The following is a 19,557-nucleotide window of genomic DNA, read 5'->3' on the forward strand; positions in this document are numbered from 1 at the left end:
AAGCATTTAAAGAAGTAGTTTTGCTGTATGGAGAATCAAAACAACGAAAATCAGATCAATATAGAGCTTTCTGAAGAAGTAGCTGAGGGCGTATTTTCAAACCTGGCAATCATCACCCATTCCAATACTGAGTTTGTACTGGATTTTATCAGGGTAATGCCCGGACTGCCAAAGGCAAAGGTGAAGTCGAGAATTATTCTGACGCCGGAGCATGCGAAAAGATTAATGCTGGCAATGCAGGACAATATTGAGAAGTTTGAAGCGCAGAACGGAAGGATCAAAACACAGGAAGAAACCACAGGTTTCCCGATGAACTTTGGCGGACCTACGGCACTGGCTTAATCACGCCTTAAGGTCTGTTCCAGGTAACGGAGTACTTCGGTGGCAGGGCTTTGGGGTTCAAACCACCTGATCTCTGTATCCCGGCGGAACCAGGTCAGCTGGCGTTTGGCAAAACGACGGGTATTCTGTTTGATTTTGTCTACTGCCTCCGTATAGCTGAGCTTTCCATCAAGATAGTCGAATAGCTCCGCGTAACCCACAGTTTTCAGTGCATTCAGATCCTTGTACTGCTCAACCTTTTTTACTTCATCCAGCAAGCCTGCAGCGAGCATCAGATCAACTCTGTGGTTGATTCTGTCATACAGGAGTGCACGTTCCAGATTCAGGCCAATTTTAACGATATTAAAAGGCCTTTCTTTTTTGCTGTTGGTGAGGAAACCGGAGACCTTTTTGCCAGTGGACAGGAAAAATTCGAGCCCCCGTATCATTCGTTGTGGGTTAAACTGATCCACTTTTGCAAAATACTCAGGATCGGCTGCTTCAAGCCTTTGTTTAATGGGCTCCAGGCCTTCGGTCTGAAATAAGGTATTGAGTTCTTCCCTGATCTGCATATCCGTATCAGGGAGTTCATCCAGTCCTTTAGTGACGGCATCCAGATATAAGCCCGAGCCACCTACCATAATCGCCAGGTCGTTCTGTTCGAAGATTCCGGCAAGTATTTCCAGTGCCTGCTTTTCAAAATCCCCGGTGCTAAAAAAGGTGGTAATAGAATGGGAGTCTATAAAATGGTGCTTAGCCGCCGCCAGTTCATCTGGGTCTGGTTTAGCTGTTCCAATAGAAATCTCCTGAAAGAATTGTCTTGAATCCGCAGAAATGATTTCTGTAGAGAAGTGCCGGGCCAACTCAATAGCTAAAGCTGTTTTACCTATTGCAGTTGGGCCAGCGATTACAATTAAAGTTTTATTTTTGCCATTAACTGGCATTAGTAGTCTTCCTTGCTGTCAAATTCTTCATCACTGAAGTCATCACCTTCGGCGAAATCATCATTGTCATCATCATCTTCCTCGTCGGCATCATCATTTTTATCTGAAGTGGTGATTCCTCTGCCATCCATTGCCTCGATCTCTTCTGTGTCTTCAGGAACAAAATCCATTTCGTTAAGGAAATCAAAATCGCTGGAGGCAGCTACCGCTGTGGCAGCACTCGCCGCTGCTGCTGCGCCGGCTGCAGAATCGAAGATCTTTGGTGCTTCACCAATACTTTTGAAAAGTACAGGGTATTCTATATTGGGATCAGTAGTCAGGATAATCTTGATCAGTTCCACATGAAAATCGAAGGGACGGTCAAAATTATAGATATAATAGAACTTTTGGTGCGGATCTTCTATAAATGCGCTTAGTTTAGCATTTTCCATCAGGGCAACACCACGATCAATTTTTCTTTGGTTTGGAAGGTATGCGATTTCATCACCTTTGATCCAGTGATCGGAGCTTACATAGAAAGATGAGGACTTCTCTGCGCTGTACCCGGTAGAACGGTGTACTGCCTTATGCAAATCTTCAAAGGTTTGTGTTGATTTGATGTCGATCTCACGCACCACCTCATCGTAATCTTCAAAACTAATTCTAAATCTATAAATTGCCATTTGAGCTTTATTTCTATTTATAAAATTATAAAATATTTTTATTATTTGGGCTGTTCCGTTACCGGTGTCAGTCCTAATTCTTTTCCCTTGATGAGCATAAATGCTAACGCTTCATCATAAGAGTTTGTTATATCACCTTCAAGAATTGCTTCTCGAATGGCATTTTTGATCAGTCCCACTTCTTTACCGGCAGAAAGTCCGAAGATTTCCATGATATCTGTTCCGGTAACCGGGGGTTGCCAATTTCTTATTTTGTCTCTTTCTTCAACATCCTTCAGCTTTTGTTTGACCAGCTCAAAGTTATTGCGGTATTTCTTTACCTTGTATTCATTTTTGGTGGTGACATCTGCATTGCAGAGCAGCATCAGGCTTTCAATATCCTCTCCTGCGTCAAATAACAAACGTCTTACTGCAGAATCTGTGACAACTTCCTGTGCAAGCACGATAGGACGCAGGTGTAATTGCACGAGTTTCTGTACAAACTTCATCTTCTCGTTTAAGGGCAGCTTAAGCTGACTGAATATCTGAGGAACCATTCTGGCACCTTTGTCCTCATGTCCATGGAAAGTCCAGCCATGGCCTTCCTCAAAGCGTTTTGTGGCAGGTTTTGCAATATCATGGAGGATGGCAGCCCAGCGCAGCCATAAGTCGTCCGTAACTTCGCAAATGTTATCCAGTACCTGCAGGGTATGATAAAAGTTGTCTTTATGCCCTTTCCCATTGATGACTTCCACACCATATAGTCCGGCCATTGAAGGGAATATCAAATGTAGCAGTCCGGTGTCGAACAGATACTTGAATCCTATGGATGGAACCGGAGAAAGAATAATTTTATTGAGCTCGTCTGTAATCCTTTCTTTGGAAAGAATACGAACCCTTTCTTTCTGTTTGGTGATCGCTGCGAGTGCCGCTTCATCAATGTTAAAATTGAGCTGACTGGCAAAGCGTATGGCGCGCATCATGCGCAGGGGGTCATCTGAAAAGGTGATTTCCGGATCGAGCGGTGTACGTATTAACTTTTCTTCAATATCGTTCACACCGTTGAAGGGATCTACAAGCTGGCCGAAATTATCTTTGTTGAGGGAAATAGCAAGGGCATTGATGGTAAAATCGCGTCTGAGCTGATCGTCTTCAATCGTCCCGTTTTCTACAATTGGTTTTCGTGAATCGGCCCTGTAGGATTCCTTCCGCGCACCCACAAACTCGAGTTCAAGATCCCGGTATTTCAGCATTGCTGTACCGAAATTTTTGAATACTGCAACCTTACTTTTCAGCGCGGCACCGGCACGTTCGGCGAAATCAATGCCGTTGCCTAAAACTACGATATCTATATCCTTGGATGGCCTGTTCAGGAATATGTCCCTGACATACCCGCCGATCACATATGCTTCGATATGACTTTCTGCGGCAATGTCAGCAAGTACCTTAAAAACAGGATGTCCTAAATGATTTTTCAAAATGAGTTTATTCTTTATGGATAAAGCTATCCCAAGCTTGTACTGGTTAAAATCTTATAATTAAACCGATGCCGGTTTATTCAATTTGCAAAAGTACTAAAACTTACTTTCTAATAAAGGAAAATTGCCCTGATGGGCTTAATTTCATTATCGTTGAAGATTTTCTTTCAGTTCTCAGTTCCTGTTCCCAGTCTACAATATAATCAACTGCATCCTTAATTTTTGAGTCGATCTCATCAAAAAACTTTGGAGTAGGTTCACCTGAGATATTAGCCGAGGTCGAAGTAATTGGTTTTCTGAAACGCTGGAGCAATTGCTGAACGAAATCATGTTTAATCACTCTTACTCCGATGCTGCCATCTGCACTGATGACATTTTTTGCCACATTTTTTGCACCATCAAAAATGATGGTCAGGGGATGTTCAGCGTATTCAATAAGGTCGTATGCTACTTCAGGAACTTCATTTACATAACTCTGCAGTTTTGAATCATTGTCCAGCAGGATGATAAAACTTTTATCAGATGCACGTCCTTTAATTTGGTTGATCTTTTCTACAGCTTCGGCATTAGTGGCGTCACAGCCTAATCCCCAAACCGTATCCGTGGGGTAAAGAATTACTCCCCCATCTTTAAGTACAGCCAATGCTTTTTCAATTTCTGTTTTTAGCATGGTGTAAATTTATTAAATAATCTTAGTTATTTAACTTTTTAAGAGCTCTTCGTAACAATTCATCAGCTGGGTAGCCAGCGGTTGATTATCAAAATTACGGGCATAGGCCAGACCCTTTTCCTTCATCACAGCTGCCAGTTCCGGGTCATTCAGAATGGAGTTAATTGCCGATGCAAGTTCTGCGGCATTATTAGGGTCGACATACAGGCTGTCTGGGCCACCTGCTTCTTCGAGGCATGATCCTGTTGCAGCGACAACCGGAATGCCGCCATAAAGGGCTTCGATGATGGGAATCCCAAAACCTTCATAAAAGGAGGGATAAACAAATACTGATGCAAGTTGATAGATGGCAGGAAGGTCTGAAAAAGGAATGTCTTTCAGGAAGATAACCCTGTCTTTCAGATTAAGCCGTTCAATTTCTGCAAGAACCTGCTGTGCATAGGCCTGTTTTTTTCCTACGACAACTAATTTATATTCCTGCGGAATATCACTGAGTGACCGGACAATCAACAGGAGGTTCTTCCGTGCTTCGATGGTGCCTACGTTAAGGATATATTTTTCCGGCAGCTGGTATTGCTGACGTACAGTTTCTTTAACATACTCTGGAAGCAATTCTTTGAAGGAATCATCACAGGTTTGATAAATCACTTCAATTTTTGCAGGATCTGTCTGGTAAAAGGCGATGATATCCTTTTTTGTCTGTTCGCTGATGGCGATGATCCGGTCTGCAAAACGGCAGGCATACTTGCTTTTGAAGTTATAGATCTTCCGGTCGATATACCTGTAATGCTGTGGCAGACGCAGGAAAATGAGGTCGTGTATGGTGACAACTGTCTTTGGCTGACCGTTATGTAATCCGAAAGGTATCTCGTTGCTCAGACCATGGTAGATGTCGATATGGTCGTTCCTCAGCTGTTTGGTAACCCCAACGCTTCTCCACCAGAAACCGGGCTGATTGCCGGCAGGTTGTTTGAGATGAATATTGTCTTTTTCAAAGAAAGCACTGATCTGTTTAGCAGCTTTGACTTTAGGAGAATATACAAAGTAATGGTTTTGATGGAAAAATTCTGAAAGCTGTAAGATCAGCGATCTGCTGTAGTTCCCTAAGCCTGTCAGGTTATTTGCAGCCCTCTTTCCATCAAAACCAATATTCATTAAACAGCTACATTGTTTTCTCTCAATGCATCATTAAGGGAAGTTTTTTTGTCTGTTGATTCTTTACGTTTTCCGATGATCAATGCACAAGGCACCTGGTATTCACCGGCAGGGAATTTTTTGGTATAGCTACCCGGGATCACTACAGATCTTGCAGGAACAATGCTTTTGTACTCAACAGGTGAGCTGCCAGTTACGTCGATAATCTTTGTAGACGCTGTCAATACTACATTGGCACCCAATACCGCTTCGCGTTCTACGCGCACACCTTCAACAACGATGGCCCTTGAACCCAGGAAACAGTTGTCTTCAATGATTACCGGTGCAGCCTGAATAGGCTCAAGAACACCACCAATACCAACACCACCACTTAAGTGAACATGTTTTCCAATCTGTGCGCATGATCCGACAGTTGCCCAGGTATCAACCATTGTACCTTCGTCAACGTAAGCACCAATGTTAACATAGGATGGCATCATGATCACTCCTTTGGCTAAGTATGCACCATAACGGGCACTCGCACCAGGAACAACACGCACACCCAGTTCTTTATAATTGGTTTTCAGTTTCATTTTATCATGAAAGACGAAAGGGCCGTTAGTGATTTCTTTCATTTCTCTGATTGGAAAATAGAGGATAACAGCTTTTTTTATCCATTCATTGATTCCCCATGAATTTAATATAGGTTCAGCAACGCGGATTTCTCCATTATCCAACTGCAGAACTACAGATTCGATGGCCTCACAATATTCAGCATATTCCAATAAGGATCTGTCTTCCCAGACAGCCTCTATTAACTTCTTCAGTTCTTTGTTCATTGTAATTCTAATTTTTTCACAAAATAAATCAATTTTATCTATTGACCGATCTTTTACTTATGTATTTTTGATTTTTTATGGCAGAGCAGGAAAAATTACGGATAGATAAATACTTGTGGGCAATCAGATTGTTCAAAACAAGGAGTTTGGCTACAGAGGCATGTAAGGCCGGGCGTGTAAAGATGAATGGCCAGAACATCAAGGCATCTGTGGTGGTAAAGCCAGGTGATGTGTACCAGGTTTCTAAAGGTATAGAGAAGAAAGTAATAGAAGTGGTAGAGCTATTGTATACCAGGGTAGAGTCTAAGATCGCAGTAACAAAATATAAGGATATTACCCCGGTTGAAGAGACGTATGCGTACAAGTCAATGTTCCATGCCCCGGTTATGACACGCGACAGAGGTGCCGGGCGGCCCACAAAGCGCGACCGGCGGGAGATTGACGACCTCACTGATAACCTTTTTGATGAGGATAAAAAGGAAGAATAAAAGCAAAAAAAATGCCCCTGTAATCAGGGGCATTTTTTATATGCGCTGATGCGGATTACTTTTTGTCAGCTTTATAACCCTCGTTAAGACCAACGATAACCTCACTGGTTACATCCAGAGATGGATCAGCGAATAAAATTGCGCTGTTGCCTTTCTGGTAAGTTAAAACCATTTTGTATCCTTTATCTTTTGCGTAGACTTTCAGGTAGTCTGCAATTTTATTGTACAGTTTCTCTTGTTCTGTTGCCTGCTCATTTTGCAATGCTGCACCTGCATTTTGCTGATAAGCCTGTAACTCCTGTTGTTTACGTGAAAGTCTTTGTTCCGTAGTTGCTCTCTGATCAGCCGGCAAAGTGTTTTGTGTTTGCTGGTACTGCGCAACTTCACGCTGGAAAGCCTGTTGTTTTGCTGCAAGGTCATCCTGAGCTGATTTAGATTTACCATCTAATTTAACTTTCAGGTCTTTGAAATATTCGTATTTGGTAAGTAAAGAATCAGAGTTCACATAAACGATTGGCTCGCCGCTTTTTCCGGCAGGAGCATCAGTTTTTGCAGCAGTAGTTGTAGTTGCCTTTTCGTCTTTATTCTGGCATGAAGCCATTACTGAAACTAATGCTACAGCCGTAGCCAGTGTGCTTAGTTTGAAGGATGTTCTGTTCATCTATGTTTATTTATGAAGGAATAAATTTCAGCAAATATAAAATTTCAAAATTACTATCCTAAATAAGTGGGCTTTTTTGGACCGATAAAGTGCATTTTCCTGCAATTATTTCTCCACAATATGCCGTTAATTGCCCATAAATGGTTAAATTTGAATCTTATTTTTTATTAACATATATGAGCGAAGAAAAAGATCCAAAGTCAAATTATTCGGCAGATAATATACAGGTATTAGAAGGTTTAGAAGCGGTGCGTAAGCGCCCTTCGATGTATATAGGAGATACTGGTGTTAAAGGATTGCACCATTTGGTTTATGAGGTTGTAGATAACTCTATCGATGAGGCTTTGGCCGGTCATGCAGATAAAATCACTGTAAATATTCTTAAAGACAATTCTATCAGGGTAGAAGATAATGGTCGTGGTATTCCAACGGGCATTATGCAGAAAGAAAAGAAATCTGCATTAGAGATCGTTATGACGGTTTTACACGCGGGTGGTAAGTTCGATAAAGATACCTATAAGGTTTCCGGTGGTTTGCACGGGGTTGGGGTAAGTTGCGTAAACGCCTTGTCTACACACCTGAAGGCAGAAGTTCACCGTGAGGGAAAAATCTGGGAGCAGGAATATGAAATGGGTAAACCTCAATATGACGTAAAAGTTGTGGGGGAAACAGATAAAAGGGGTACGGTAATTACTTTTTCACCAGATCCTACAATCTTTACCCAGACTACTGAGTACCGTTATGATACGCTGGCTTCACGTTTAAGAGAGTTATCGTTCCTGAATAAAGGCATCAGCCTGACATTGACTGACGAGCGTGAAGTGGGTGAAGACGGAAAGTTTCTTTCTGAGCTTTTCCTTTCTGAAGGTGGATTAAAAGAATTTGTCCAGTTCCTGGATGGAGGTCGTCCTTCGCTGATTGCTGAGCCGATCTATGTAGAAGGAATCAAAAATGGTATTCCGGTAGAGCTTGCGCTGCAGTATAATGACAGTTATGCTGAAAATGTGCATTCTTACGTAAATAACATTAATACTCATGAAGGCGGTACTCACATTGCCGGTTTCAGAAGGGGTTTAACCCGTACTTTGAAAGCGTATGCTGATAAATCTGGGTTACTGAAAAATGTGAAATTTGAGATTACCGGAGACGATTTTCGTGAAGGTTTGACGGCAGTAGTTTCTGTAAAAGTTCAGGAACCACAGTTTGAAGGCCAGACAAAAACCAAGCTGGGTAACTCTGAGGTGATGGGCGCTGTGGATATCGCAGTTGGTGAAGCATTGGGTATCTATCTGGAAGAATATCCGAAAGAGGCTAAAATGATCGTCAACAAGGTGATCCTTGCAGCTACTGCGCGTGCTGCTGCACGTAAAGCACGTGAGATGGTTCAGCGTAAGAGTGTAATGGGTGGTTCCGGCTTACCGGGTAAGCTTGCCGATTGCTCTGACAGTGATCCGGAAAAATGTGAGTTATACCTGGTGGAGGGAGATTCCGCAGGTGGAACTGCTAAACAGGGACGTGACCGTAACTTCCAGGCTATTCTTCCCTTAAAAGGTAAGATCCTGAACGTGGAAAAAGCTATGGAACATAAGATCTACGAAAATGACGAGATCAAAAATATGTTTACAGCTTTGGGTGTCAGCATCGGTACACCGGAAGATGACAAAGCCTTAAATCTTACAAAATTACGTTACCATAAGATCGTCATCATGACGGATGCGGATATTGACGGATCACACATTACTACACTGATCCTGACTTTCTTCTTCAGGTACATGAAAGCATTGATCGAGGCGGGTTATGTATATATTGCTGCGCCACCTTTATACCTGGTGAAAAAAGGTAAGGAGCAGGAATACTGCTGGAATGATATCCAGCGTGATGCAGCGGTACAAAGATTAAAAGGACAGGGTAAAGAGGAAAGTGTACATATCCAGCGCTATAAAGGTTTGGGTGAGATGAACGCTGAACAGCTTTGGGATACGACCTTAAATCCGGCTAACCGTACCTTAATGCAGGCGACTATTGAAAATGCTGCTGAGTGTGATCATACTTTCTCCATGCTGATGGGTGATGAAGTAGCTCCGAGAAGAGAATTTATCGAGAGAAACGCGAAATATGCGAAGATTGACGCCTAGTCTTTCTAAATTATAGTAAAAGGCATCCGTTAACGGGTGCCTTTTTTGTTTACCGCGCTTTTTGCGAAAAGAAAATCTTCAGTTTCTTATAATTGATCTTGGCCTGATAACTATAAAAGATGTCACTGCCGATAATGGCAATGATTCGCGGATGCCCAAGCAGTTCATAGGCCTCATTTACCGTTTCAAGATCTAAAGCAACTGTATGGTAATTTTTGATGAGGAGTTTCCCGATTTTTAGTTTTGGGATTACAGCCTGAATGGTTGCAGAGGTGCTGAAAAGCGTAGTTGCACTGGTATCTTCTGCCGTAGTAACATCTGTACTGTTCCTCTCGATAAAACCTTTGTCAAATACAGACCTTGATGCACCGGTGTCAACGACAGCCAGGTGTTTAGTGCCATATGCAGTGATTTCCACCAATAGGTGGAAGCCATCATCATTAAGGTTGATGAGTGTCAGCGGAATGGAAATTGTACGCATTAAATCAGTTTCATATCTTTCAGAACGTTATTCATACTTCTAACGGCATCTGCACTTTTATTAAAAGTCAGCTGTTCTTCATCAGTTAAATTATAATCGATCACTTTTTCCCATCCTGTACGGCCAATGATAACGGGTACGCCCAGGCAAATATCAGTCTGTTGGTATTCACCTTCGAGTGAGACACTACAGGTAAACAGTTTTTTTTCATCACGGATGATACTTTCTACCAGGGCGCATACTGCTGCACCAGGAGCATACCATGCAGAGGTTCCGAGAAGGGCTGTTAACGTTGCTCCGCCAACCATTGTATCTGCAGCCACTTTTGCAAGAACGTCCTCAGCCAGGAGATCAGTTACATTTAAACTTTGGTATGTAGCATAACGTGTAAGGGGAATCATGGTAGTATCGCCGTGTCCGCCAATAACAAATCCCTGCAGATCATTGGCATTGCAGTTCATTGCCACACTGAGATAGTATTTGAATCTGGCGCTGTCCAGCGTGCCACCCATGCCGATGATCCTGTTTTTAGGCAATCCCAGGGACTTAAGTGACAGGTAGGTCATTGTATCCATTGGATTGCTGACAATGATCAGTATAGCCTCAGGGGAGTACTGAAGGATGTTTTCGGCCACGCTTTTAACAATTCCTGCATTGATGCCGATCAGTTCTTCGCGGGTCATCCCCGGTTTACGCGGAAGGCCCGATGTAATGACGGCGACAGCCGAGCCGGCAGTCTTGCTGTAATCATTGGTTACTCCTTTTATTTTTGTGTTGAAGCCCAGCAAAGCGGAAGTTTGCATCATGTCTATGGCCTTGCCTTCGGCAAATCCTTCTTTGATATCCACCAGGACCAGCTCTTCTGCCAGTTCTTTTCTGGCAATATTATCTGCGCAGGTAGCACCAACGGCCCCAGCGCCAACAACTGTTATTTTCATATTTTTCTATTTTAATAACAGGCCAGTCCTTTCTGTGATTATTCACGAAAACAAGACATGATCTTCTGTACCAAGTTATGAATTTTAAGGCAGCATTTAAAAAATGCTTTTTAAAACTTTATCTTCCATTGGTGGTTTTATGAGAAAGAATTTACATTTGCTTAACGCCAAATCAATCAGAACACAGTTATAATGGACAATACACCTGTAGAAAAAGTTGATATAATGTCTTATGCAGGGAAATGGTACGCACTATATTCCATACCTACTTTCATGGACAAAAAATGGCGCGAGACTACCGAAACCTATGTGATTCATCCTGATGGATATTACGCCGTTTTCAGCACCTACAAGCAGGCGGGAGAGGATGAGGTGAAATACCTGAGATCTAAACTTTTTGTAGTAAGGGGTACTAACAATGCAGAACTAAAAGCACAGTTTGTATGGCCTGTAAAGGTAGATTACTGGATAATTGAGCTGGCTGAGGATTATTCCTATGTTGTGGTAGGACATCCAAAACATAAATTCTTATTGATCATGGCACGTAAGCCTGAATTGCCTGATGAATTACTGGAGGAGATCTTTGAGCGCTGTAAGGCCAAAGGTTATGATACTTCCAAACTGATCTCCCAGGAGCATAAACCACTGCTCCAAAAGGGACACGCTCATACTTAGTATGTTGTCCTGAGCTTTGCTTTGCAGCTGATTTCGTCTTTGTCATTTTAAATTTTCTTGTACCAAAGGCATTCAAAAAAATGTAATTTTGTATATCAATCCTGCGCTGACAGGAGCGATTCTAATTACCCGTCTATGTATTTAATTTTTGATACCGAAACTACAGGTTTACCTGCCAATTATAATGCACCAGTAAGTGACACAAACAATTGGCCCAGGTGTATCCAAATTGCATGGCAGCTACATGACGAGATGGGAAATCTCGTTGAGCATCAGGATTATCTGGTTAAACCTGAGGGTTTTAATATCCCCTATGATGCAGAACGTATTCATGGTATTTCTACGGAACTGGCCATGGAACAGGGGATTGAGCTGGCCGAAGTATTAGAAAAATTCAATATTGCACTCTCGAAATCCAAGTTTGTTGTAGGACAGAATATTGGATTTGACATCAACATCATGGGCTCGGAATTTTACCGGTACGGAATAGAAAGCCCGATGGCCCAGATGCCGGTACTCGATACCTGTACAGAGGTGACGGCCGACCTGCTGAAAATCCCCGGAGGACGTGGCGGAAGGTTTAAATTACCCAACCTGACCGAACTGCACAGTTACCTTTTTGGAGTTCCCTTTGCAGAAGCCCATAATGCTACGGCCGATGTGGAAGCTACCACAAGATGTTTCCTGCAGCTGGTAAAAATGGAGGTCTTTACTCCTCAGCAGCTCCAACAGGAACAGGATTATCTCCGCGAATTTAAAACCCATAACCCGGCAGTTATACAGGGAGCGGGGCTCAAACATTATAACCTGAAAGCTGCTTCTGACGAGATCAGAAGGAGACAGGAAAAAGCTGAAGGTTCTGGCATTTCAAAACAGGAGCTAAGGGATAACCAGGAAGAACTTAAGCAAGCTACGTTTGTTCACCTGCATAACCACACACAGTTTTCTGTATTACAATCTACCATTAATATTCCGGGACTGATTGCTGCAGCAGCGGCCGATCAAATGCCAGCTGTGGCGATGACCGATCATGCCAATATGATGGGTGCGTTTCACTTTGTGAACCAGGTACTGAACCATAATAAAGGTGTTGAGGCTAGAAATAAAGCAGCTCAAGAAAAAGGTGAGATTCCCACAGAGAAGGTGCTTACACCCATTGTTGGCTGTGAGTTTTTCGTTTGTGATAACCATCTTGATAAATCCAGAAAGGACAACGGTTATCAGATTGTCCTGCTGGCAAAGAATAAACGCGGTTATCATCACCTGGCCAAGATGTCTTCCATTGCCTATACCAAGGGATTTTATTATGTACCAAGGATTGACAGGGCGGTAATTGAACAATATAAGGAAGATATCATTGTGCTTTCCGGGAACCTTTATGGCGAGATCTCCAGCAAGCTGCTGAATATGGGTGAAAACCAGGCCGAGGAAGCACTGCTATGGTGGAAAGAGCAGTTTGGTGCTGATTTTTATATGGAAATCATGCGGCACAATCAGGACGACGAGAATGTGGTGAATAAAACCCTCGTTGCGCTGGCAAGAAAACATGAAGTGAAACTGGTGGCGACCAATAACACGTATTACATTAATAAAAAAGATGCGAATGCACATGATATTTTATTATGTGTGAAAGACGCTGAAAAACAGGCTACACCTATAGGCAGGGGAAGGGGATACCGTTATGGTTTGCCCAACCAGGAATATTACTTCAAATCCGGCGAGGAGATGAAGACTTTGTTCGCCGATCTGCCGGAGGCAATATTAAATATCCAGGAGGTAGTTGATAAAATTGAAATTTATAAACTTGCGCGTGAAGTCCTCTTACCTAAGTTTGATATTCCTGAGGAATTTGTTGTTGCAGAGGATGAGGAAGATGGTGGTAAAAGAGGGGAGAACAAATTTTTACGCCACCTTACCTATGTAGGGGCGAAAAAGCGTTATGGAGAGATTACTCCTGAGATAGAGGAACGTCTTGACTTTGAATTGCAGACGATAGAGAAAACCGGATATCCGGGATACTTCCTGATTGTACAGGATTTTATCCGCGAAGCGCGGAACCTGGATGTATCGGTAGGTCCGGGACGTGGTTCTGCTGCAGGATCTGTGGTAGCCTACTGTTTATGGATCACCAATATCGATCCGATTAAATACGACCTGCTGTTTGAGCGTTTTCTGAATCCTGACCGTGTATCCATGCCCGATATTGATATCGACTTTGATGATGAGGGCAGGGGCCGCGTAATGAACTACGTCATCACCAAATATGGTGCAAACCAGGTGGCACAGATTATCACCTACGGTACGATGGCCGCCAAGTCGTCTGTAAAAGATACAGCGAGGGTGCTTGACCTTCCGCTTTTTGAAGCGGATAAAATTGCAAAGCTGATCCCCAATCTGAAGCTTGCAAAAATCTTCAACCTGGATGAAAAGGCACTGAAAGGTGCACTGCGTGCTGATGAATATGAGAAAGTAGTAGAGTTAAAGGAAATCGCTGATTCAAAGACGTTAAGTGCAGAGACCATCCAGCAGGCGAGAATCCTCGAAGGATCATTGCGTAATACAGGTATCCATGCCTGCGGGGTCATCATTACACCAGACGATATCACCAACTACGTGCCAGTGGCGATGGCCAAGGATTCGGATCTTTACGTTACCCAGTTTGATAACTCGGTGGTGGAAAGTGCAGGTTTGCTGAAGATGGACTTCCTGGGACTGAAAACGCTGACGCTGATCAAGGATACGGTGAAACTGGTGAGGATGCGTACCGGGATTCAGCTGGATCCTGACGAGTTCCCTATTGATGACGTAAAAACTTATGAGCTTTTTCAGCGTGGTGAAACGATAGGAATTTTCCAGTACGAGAGTACGGGGATGCAAAAATACATGAAGGAGCTGAAGCCTACGGTCTTTGGTGATTTGATTGCGATGAACGCATTGTACCGCCCGGGACCGCTGGAGTATATTCCAAGTTTTGTACGCCGGAAAAATGGTGAAGAAGAGATTAAATATGATTTGGATGCCTGCGAAGAGTATCTGAAAGAAACCTACGGAATTACAGTATACCAGGAACAGGTAATGCTTTTATCACAGAAGCTTGCGGGATTTACCAAAGGTGAGGCCGACGTGTTACGGAAAGCGATGGGTAAGAAGCAGAAAGATGTACTGGATAAAATGAAGCCTAAGTTTGTGGCACAGGCTGCAGAGAAAGGACACTCTCCTGCTACGCTGGAGAAGATCTGGAAAGACTGGGAAGCATTTGCTTCCTATGCATTTAACAAATCGCACTCGACCTGTTATGCCTGGATCGCATACCAGACTGCTTACCTGAAGGCACATTATCCGGCAGAATATATGGCTGCGGTACTGACCAACAACATGAGTGACATCAAACAGGTTGCTTTCTTTATGGAAGAATGCAAGCAGATGGGGGTGCAGGTACTTGGTCCGGATGTCAATGAATCTATCCTCAAGTTTTCGGTGAATGTGAATGGCGAAGTACGCTTTGGTTTATCAGGCATAAAGGGTGTAGGGGAGAAAGCGGTAGAAAGTATCATCGAGGAAAGAACTAAAGCAGGAAAATATGTAAGTGTGTATGATTTTGCAAAACGTTCCAATACCAGGACGGTAAATAAGAAGGCTTACGAGAGTTTTGTGTACAGTGGGGCCTTTGATAGTTTTGGCTATCACAGGGCTCAGTATTTCTTTGTACCCATCAATGATAAGATGAATGGTATAGAGAAGCTGATCAAATTCTCCAATGATTTCCAGAACAGCGAATCTACTTCCCAATCTTCTCTCTTTGGTGGTACCGTTGCAGACATGATCAATGAGCCAACGTTGCCGGTGGCCAATGAATGGGGCCTAATCGACAGACTTAAATACGAAAAGGATGCCATCGGGATCTTTCTGAGCGGTCATCCACTGGATAACTATAAACTGGAGCTGAAGGAGTTTTGCCAGCATTCTGTGAGGCATTTGTCGCTCGTGAACAAGGTCAGGATGGGGGACACCAACGAGGAAGTACTTGCGGAATTTGCTTCCCTCAAAAACAGGGAGCTTGTTGTTGGGGGGCTGGTTGTTGTTTCTGCGCAGAGAATGACCAAGACCGGCAAACCTTTTGGAACGATGGTCTTTGAGGATTATAATGATAGTTGTGAACTCGCCCTTTTCGGGGATGATTTTGTGAAGTTTAAGCAATTCATGACTGATGGCTATTTTCTGCGTATCCGTGGTCAGGTAGGCGAGCGTTTCCGCAAGGAGGGCGACTGGGAGTTTAAGATTACGGCAATCGAACTGTTATCAGAACTGCGGGATAAATTTGCCAAATGTATTACCATTCAGATTCCTATACAGCGGATAAACGACGATATAATTGCACAGATAAATTCTATTATTGAGGACAATAAAGCAAATACAGAGCAACAGAATTGTAAATTAAACTTTACAGTATATGATAATGAAAAAAACATCTCTTTAGAACTTCCTTCTAAATCGTTGAGAATCAACCCCAATAATACGTTTTTGGAAAGTCTGACAGAATTACACGCCGTCAATTATAAGTTGAATTAATGTCATATTGGCATTATATAAGTGGTGGCACTTTTATTGATCATATCTTTGCGTAAATAAATTATAACAAATTATGGCTTTAGAAATCACAGATGCCAACTTTGAAGAAGTTGTGTTGAAATCAGATAAACCCGTTTTAGTAGACTTTTGGGCAGAATGGTGTGGTCCATGTCGCATGGTAGGTCCAGTAGTAGATGAAATTTCAAAAGAATACGAAGGAAAAGCAGTAGTAGGAAAAGTAAATGTGGATAATAACCCACAGATTTCTACTCAGTTTGGTATTCGTAATATTCCAGCATTATTATTTTTTAAAAACGGTGAGGTTGTTGACAAACAAGTTGGTGCTGTTCCTAAATCAATTTTAGCCGGAAAACTAGATAAGCAATTATAATCAAACACAATACATAACGAGCAGGAAAGGCCACTCATTTGAGCTGGCCTTTTTTTATGGCTCTGTAATTTTACTCAACAGCGCGTCAGTCCAGAAACAGAAGATGCCCATCAGCAGTAAAATTCCGATTTGAAGGTTGGTTACCTCAGCATGTTTTAAAACAGCAGTATCAAAAAATCCCAGTTTTGCCAGCAGGGATATTCCTGTCGCAATCATAAATAACCACTTGAAATTAGTGGTGCCGCGGTAAAGTTTTACCATGTGCTTTGGCAACAGCGATATCGCCTTCAAGGCATTGAATCCAAGGATGATGAATAGTACGCATAACAAAAGATATTTGAGCAGACCGATCAATGGTATTGGTTGTAATGCTATAACGTCCTTCAGGTAATACGCAGAGCAAGTAAAAGCTATACAGAATAACAGCAGGTACACAACTGCAATTCCCCTGAGCAGGATTCGGTTTGTGGGTGAAATCAGAGTCATTCCTTAGGGGCTAATGGGGCAAGTTATATTTCTTTTGTTAAATTTACAATATGGAGCCTCAGGAAAACCAGCCTAAACATCAGTTACACGGTAATCTGGAATTACTTGCCAAATATGTTGTAGAGGGCTTTATCACCGGTTTGCATAAAAGCCCATTCCATGGGTTTTCTGTAGAGTTTGCTGAGCACAGGGCATACAACAGTGGTGATAGTGTGAGAAATATCGACTGGAAATTGTTTGGCAGAACAGAGAAACTATACACCAAACGATATGAGGAGGAGACAAATTTGCGCTGCCAGTTTGTAATTGATACATCTTCTTCCATGTTTTTCCCTCAGGGTGACTACAATAAGCTTAACTTTTCTGTAGAGTCTGCGGCGGCCTTGATTTATCTGCTGAAAAAGCAACGTGACGCCTTTGGCCTAAGCCTGTTTACTGATGAGCTATGGCTAAATACGCCTGCCAGATCTACAACCAGCCATCAGCAGTATGTATTTGCACAGCTGGAGCAAGTGTTAGCGAAGCCACATCTAAATGTGAAGACCAACCTGGAGCGCTCCCTGCATCAGGTTGCAGAGTCTGTTCACCAGCGTTCCATGGTGATCATCTTCAGCGATCTGCTTAGTGCCTTTCAAGACGAACAGCAGCAATCGGCCTTATTTGCAGGACTGCAGCATTTAAAGTTTAACAAACATGAAGTGATTATCTTCAGCATCAGCGACAAGGCTAAAGAAATAGATTTTGCATTTGAAAACCGGCCCTACCAGTTCATAGATATGGAAACAGGAGTTGAACTCAAGGCCAATTCAGCGACGGTAAAAGACAGCTATCTTAGTGCATATCAGAGCTACAGACAGCGTATTGCGACTACCTGTGCACAATATAAAATTGATTTGGTGGAGGCAGATATCAGTGAAGGTTTTTCAGGGATACTGACCGCTTATCTGATCAAAAGGAAAAAGATGAATTAGTTGTTCCTGTTGCCGTCCCTGTACCTGCTTAGCAACTCTCTTTTAAAAGTTTCCTGTGCCCTGTAATATTTACCTATAGTTTTGATAGGAAGGCTGCTTTTAAGCCTGCCGTAATACTTACGTTCGATATTAAGATCCTTCTGTTTAAAATCAAGCTCATTGGTAATGAGGGTTTGTACCTGCGTGTCAGACAGGTCTTCAATTTCAGTGATTTTTCTGAAGCTAATCATCTTTTCACGGCGTTCTTTACGCAGCGCAGATTGTTCAGCCTGCCATGCAGTGTATATGGGCCAGAAGATTTTAGACTCTTCAGGAGTAAGTTCAAGTTTTTCTTTGAGGTAGCTTATTCTGTATGCATCGATTTCACTGCGTCTTCCGTTATCCCTTTGAGCGGAGACTAAAAAAGGAAGAAATAATAAAATTGTAGCGGCAAGTATATTTTTCATGATCATTAATTTAGAGTTCTGATGACAGTTCTGACTGAGAGTAGTGGCTTAGAATATAGGTTTCAAGTTCTGCATTCGTGGCTTTATCCTTAGGATCATCTGCTGCATCACCTTCAACATGATCGATGATATCCTGTTCGTCCATATCATACAACATCTGCTCATTTGCTATTTCTGCCGCTGTAGGAGCTGCAGATTTATAACTTTGCTGGTTTAAATAAAAGCCAAAAGCAGCAACCAATACAAAACAGGCAGCTGAGGCATATTTTAATAAACCAGAATGCCATAGACGTATAATCTTAGATTGTTTAACAGGAGCAGCTTCTTCAGTGGTCTGCGCCAGAATCTTAGATTGTAACTTCTGGAAATACTGGTCTGGAGTATTAAATCCGGTTGATGAAGGAAGATTTTTTAATACACCCTCAGCATTAAATTCTTCTTCTGTAGTTTGTGCCAGGATGCGGTCCTTCAGAGAACTGAAATACTGATCCGGAACGGAATACCCTGATCCGGCATCAACGTCCTTGAGCCCGCTTACATAAATAGAATTAGTAATCGCGTCAGGAAGTGTATCAAAATAGTTTTCAGGAACAAGAAATGGATTTTCTACAGGCAGATTAGCCAGGTGAGGCGCCTCTGCTTTCCATTCATTGTTTTCTTCATCAGCTTTCATTTTTTAATTTTTTGTCATTAGATATCCTATATGGATCGAAAAAACAGCAAAAGGTTTAATGAGTAATCTCATCATTTAGCATAAAAACTTCAATTTTTTTAACGGCGATATGAAATGATGCTTTTAGAGCACCTACGGATGTTCCAAGGATCGCGGAAATCTCATCATATTTCAGGTCATCGTAGTATTTCATGTTGAAAATCAGACGTTGCTTCTCCGGTAGGGTAAGTAATGCCTGTTGTAGTTTCATCTGGATTTTATCCCCATTGAAATAGGAGGAAGCTACCAGGCTTTCTGACAGTTCATCAGATACCTCATCAAGTGGCGTCTGGTTGCGTTGTTTCTTTTTGTTCAAAAAGGTAATGCACTCGTTTGTTGCTATGCGATAAATCCAGGTATATAACTTGGAGTCGTTGCGGAATTTCGCCAGGCTTTTCCACACTTTAATAAAGACCTCCTGAACCAGGTCGTCCGCATCATCATGGTCAATTACCAGACGGCGGACATGCCAGTAGATCTTTTCCTGGTATTTTGAGATAAGCAGGTTAAAGGCTTCATTACGTGTACTCTCGTTAGAGAATTTTTCTAATATATCGTCGTCTTCAACCTGCTTCAT

At 42.4% G+C, this 19,557-nt stretch carries 20 protein-coding genes; 7 read left to right on the forward strand and 13 right to left on the reverse strand.

Going from position 1 to position 19,557, the window contains the following annotated elements:
• Positions 1-27 precede the first annotated feature (27 nt).
• The gene (locus tag OQY15_RS08555) at positions 28-342 is read left to right on the forward strand and encodes a DUF3467 domain-containing protein (RefSeq protein WP_265790180.1); all 315 of its coding nucleotides are present in this window, start codon (positions 28-30) and stop codon (positions 340-342) included.
• Here OQY15_RS08555 and miaA read toward each other — a convergent pair.
• The 6 genes from miaA to OQY15_RS08585 form a co-directional block, all read right to left on the reverse strand.
• The gene (gene miaA / locus OQY15_RS08560) at positions 339-1,265 is read right to left on the reverse strand and encodes a tRNA (adenosine(37)-N6)-dimethylallyltransferase MiaA (protein WP_265790182.1); all 927 of its coding nucleotides are present in this window, start codon (positions 1,263-1,265) and stop codon (positions 339-341) included. The two genes, OQY15_RS08555 and miaA, sit on opposite strands and share 4 nt — an antisense overlap.
• Positions 1,265-1,927: a hypothetical protein gene (locus tag OQY15_RS08565; RefSeq protein ID WP_265790183.1), complete on the reverse strand. Its 663-nt coding sequence runs from the start codon at positions 1,925-1,927 to the stop codon at positions 1,265-1,267. Before OQY15_RS08565 ends, miaA begins: the two co-directional genes overlap by 1 nt.
• A 41-nt stretch (positions 1,928-1,968) precedes the next feature.
• Complete coding sequence (locus tag OQY15_RS08570) at positions 1,969-3,384, reverse strand: HD domain-containing protein (RefSeq protein WP_265790186.1); 1,416 nt, start codon at positions 3,382-3,384, stop codon at positions 1,969-1,971.
• A 103-nt stretch (positions 3,385-3,487) separates the two neighbouring features.
• Positions 3,488-4,054 (reverse strand): L-threonylcarbamoyladenylate synthase, encoded by a 567-nt coding sequence (locus OQY15_RS08575; protein ID WP_265790192.1) that lies wholly within the window; start codon positions 4,052-4,054, stop codon positions 3,488-3,490.
• A gap of 30 nt (positions 4,055-4,084) precedes the next feature.
• Positions 4,085-5,209, reverse strand: coding sequence for a glycosyltransferase family 1 protein (locus OQY15_RS08580; protein ID WP_265790197.1), 1,125 nt, complete (start codon positions 5,207-5,209; stop codon positions 4,085-4,087).
• Entirely contained in the window at positions 5,209-6,027 is an 819-nt protein-coding gene (locus tag OQY15_RS08585; RefSeq protein WP_265790199.1) for a 2,3,4,5-tetrahydropyridine-2,6-dicarboxylate N-succinyltransferase, read from the reverse strand. Before OQY15_RS08585 ends, OQY15_RS08580 begins: the two co-directional genes overlap by 1 nt.
• A 77-nt stretch (positions 6,028-6,104) precedes the next feature.
• On the opposite strand from OQY15_RS08585, the gene OQY15_RS08590 reads away from it, so the two are divergent.
• The gene (locus OQY15_RS08590; protein ID WP_265790201.1) at positions 6,105-6,515 is read left to right on the forward strand and encodes a S4 domain-containing protein; all 411 of its coding nucleotides are present in this window, start codon (positions 6,105-6,107) and stop codon (positions 6,513-6,515) included.
• 55 nt (positions 6,516-6,570) lie between these two features.
• Here OQY15_RS08590 and OQY15_RS08595 read toward each other — a convergent pair whose 3' ends face one another.
• Entirely contained in the window at positions 6,571-7,176 is a 606-nt protein-coding gene (locus OQY15_RS08595; RefSeq protein WP_265790203.1) for an OmpH family outer membrane protein, read from the reverse strand.
• Between the two features lie 176 nt (positions 7,177-7,352).
• Here OQY15_RS08595 and gyrB point away from each other — a divergent pair, with 176 nt between their 5' ends.
• Complete coding sequence (gene gyrB, locus OQY15_RS08600) at positions 7,353-9,311, forward strand: DNA topoisomerase (ATP-hydrolyzing) subunit B (RefSeq protein ID WP_265790210.1); 1,959 nt, start codon at positions 7,353-7,355, stop codon at positions 9,309-9,311.
• Between the two features lie 49 nt (positions 9,312-9,360).
• Here the strand turns inward: gyrB and OQY15_RS08605 are convergent, their stop codons facing one another.
• On the reverse strand, positions 9,361-9,792 hold the full coding sequence (locus OQY15_RS08605) for an aspartyl protease family protein (RefSeq protein ID WP_265790212.1): 432 nt from the start codon (positions 9,790-9,792) through the stop codon (positions 9,361-9,363).
• Complete coding sequence (locus OQY15_RS08610; protein ID WP_265790214.1) at positions 9,792-10,730, reverse strand: malate dehydrogenase; 939 nt, start codon at positions 10,728-10,730, stop codon at positions 9,792-9,794. The genes OQY15_RS08605 and OQY15_RS08610 overlap by 1 nt, the downstream gene beginning before the upstream one ends.
• Positions 10,731-10,922: 192 nt before the next feature.
• On the opposite strand from OQY15_RS08610, the gene OQY15_RS08615 reads away from it, so the two are divergent.
• The 3 genes from OQY15_RS08615 (at position 10,923) to trxA (ending at position 16,365) form a co-directional block, all read left to right on the forward strand.
• Positions 10,923-11,405, forward strand: coding sequence for a lipocalin family protein (locus OQY15_RS08615; protein WP_265790216.1), 483 nt, complete (start codon positions 10,923-10,925; stop codon positions 11,403-11,405).
• A 135-nt stretch (positions 11,406-11,540) separates the two neighbouring features.
• A complete protein-coding gene (gene dnaE / locus OQY15_RS08620) occupies positions 11,541-15,974 on the forward strand; it encodes a DNA polymerase III subunit alpha (RefSeq protein WP_265790218.1) in 4,434 nt (1,477 codons plus the stop codon).
• A gap of 73 nt (positions 15,975-16,047) precedes the next feature.
• Positions 16,048-16,365: a thioredoxin gene (trxA, locus tag OQY15_RS08625; RefSeq protein ID WP_265790220.1), complete on the forward strand. Its 318-nt coding sequence runs from the start codon at positions 16,048-16,050 to the stop codon at positions 16,363-16,365.
• A 54-nt stretch (positions 16,366-16,419) separates the two neighbouring features.
• On the opposite strand, the gene OQY15_RS08630 is transcribed toward trxA, so the two are convergent.
• Complete coding sequence (locus OQY15_RS08630) at positions 16,420-16,851, reverse strand: hypothetical protein (RefSeq protein ID WP_265790223.1); 432 nt, start codon at positions 16,849-16,851, stop codon at positions 16,420-16,422.
• Positions 16,852-16,901: 50 nt separating this feature from the next.
• Between OQY15_RS08630 and OQY15_RS08635 the strand changes: the two genes are divergently transcribed.
• Positions 16,902-17,822, forward strand: coding sequence for a DUF58 domain-containing protein (locus OQY15_RS08635; RefSeq protein WP_265790226.1), 921 nt, complete (start codon positions 16,902-16,904; stop codon positions 17,820-17,822).
• Here OQY15_RS08635 and OQY15_RS08640 read toward each other — a convergent pair.
• From OQY15_RS08640 to OQY15_RS08650, 3 genes are read right to left on the reverse strand one after another with little or no spacing between them, the layout of a single operon-like run.
• Positions 17,819-18,268 carry a hypothetical protein gene (locus OQY15_RS08640; protein ID WP_265790228.1) on the reverse strand — a complete coding sequence of 150 codons (450 nt, stop codon included), beginning with the start codon at positions 18,266-18,268 and terminating at the stop codon, positions 17,819-17,821. The two genes, OQY15_RS08635 and OQY15_RS08640, sit on opposite strands and share 4 nt — an antisense overlap.
• 10 nt (positions 18,269-18,278) lie before the next feature.
• Positions 18,279-18,941 carry a hypothetical protein gene (locus OQY15_RS08645; protein WP_265790230.1) on the reverse strand — a complete coding sequence of 221 codons (663 nt, stop codon included), beginning with the start codon at positions 18,939-18,941 and terminating at the stop codon, positions 18,279-18,281.
• Between the two features lie 55 nt (positions 18,942-18,996).
• Positions 18,997-19,557, reverse strand: a complete 561-nt coding sequence (locus tag OQY15_RS08650; protein ID WP_265790232.1) for an RNA polymerase sigma factor — start codon at positions 19,555-19,557, stop codon at positions 18,997-18,999.

Origin of the sequence: Pedobacter sp. MC2016-15 (genome assembly GCF_026239695.1) — a bacterium.
Taxonomy (GTDB): Bacteria; Bacteroidota; Bacteroidia; order Sphingobacteriales; family Sphingobacteriaceae; genus Pedobacter.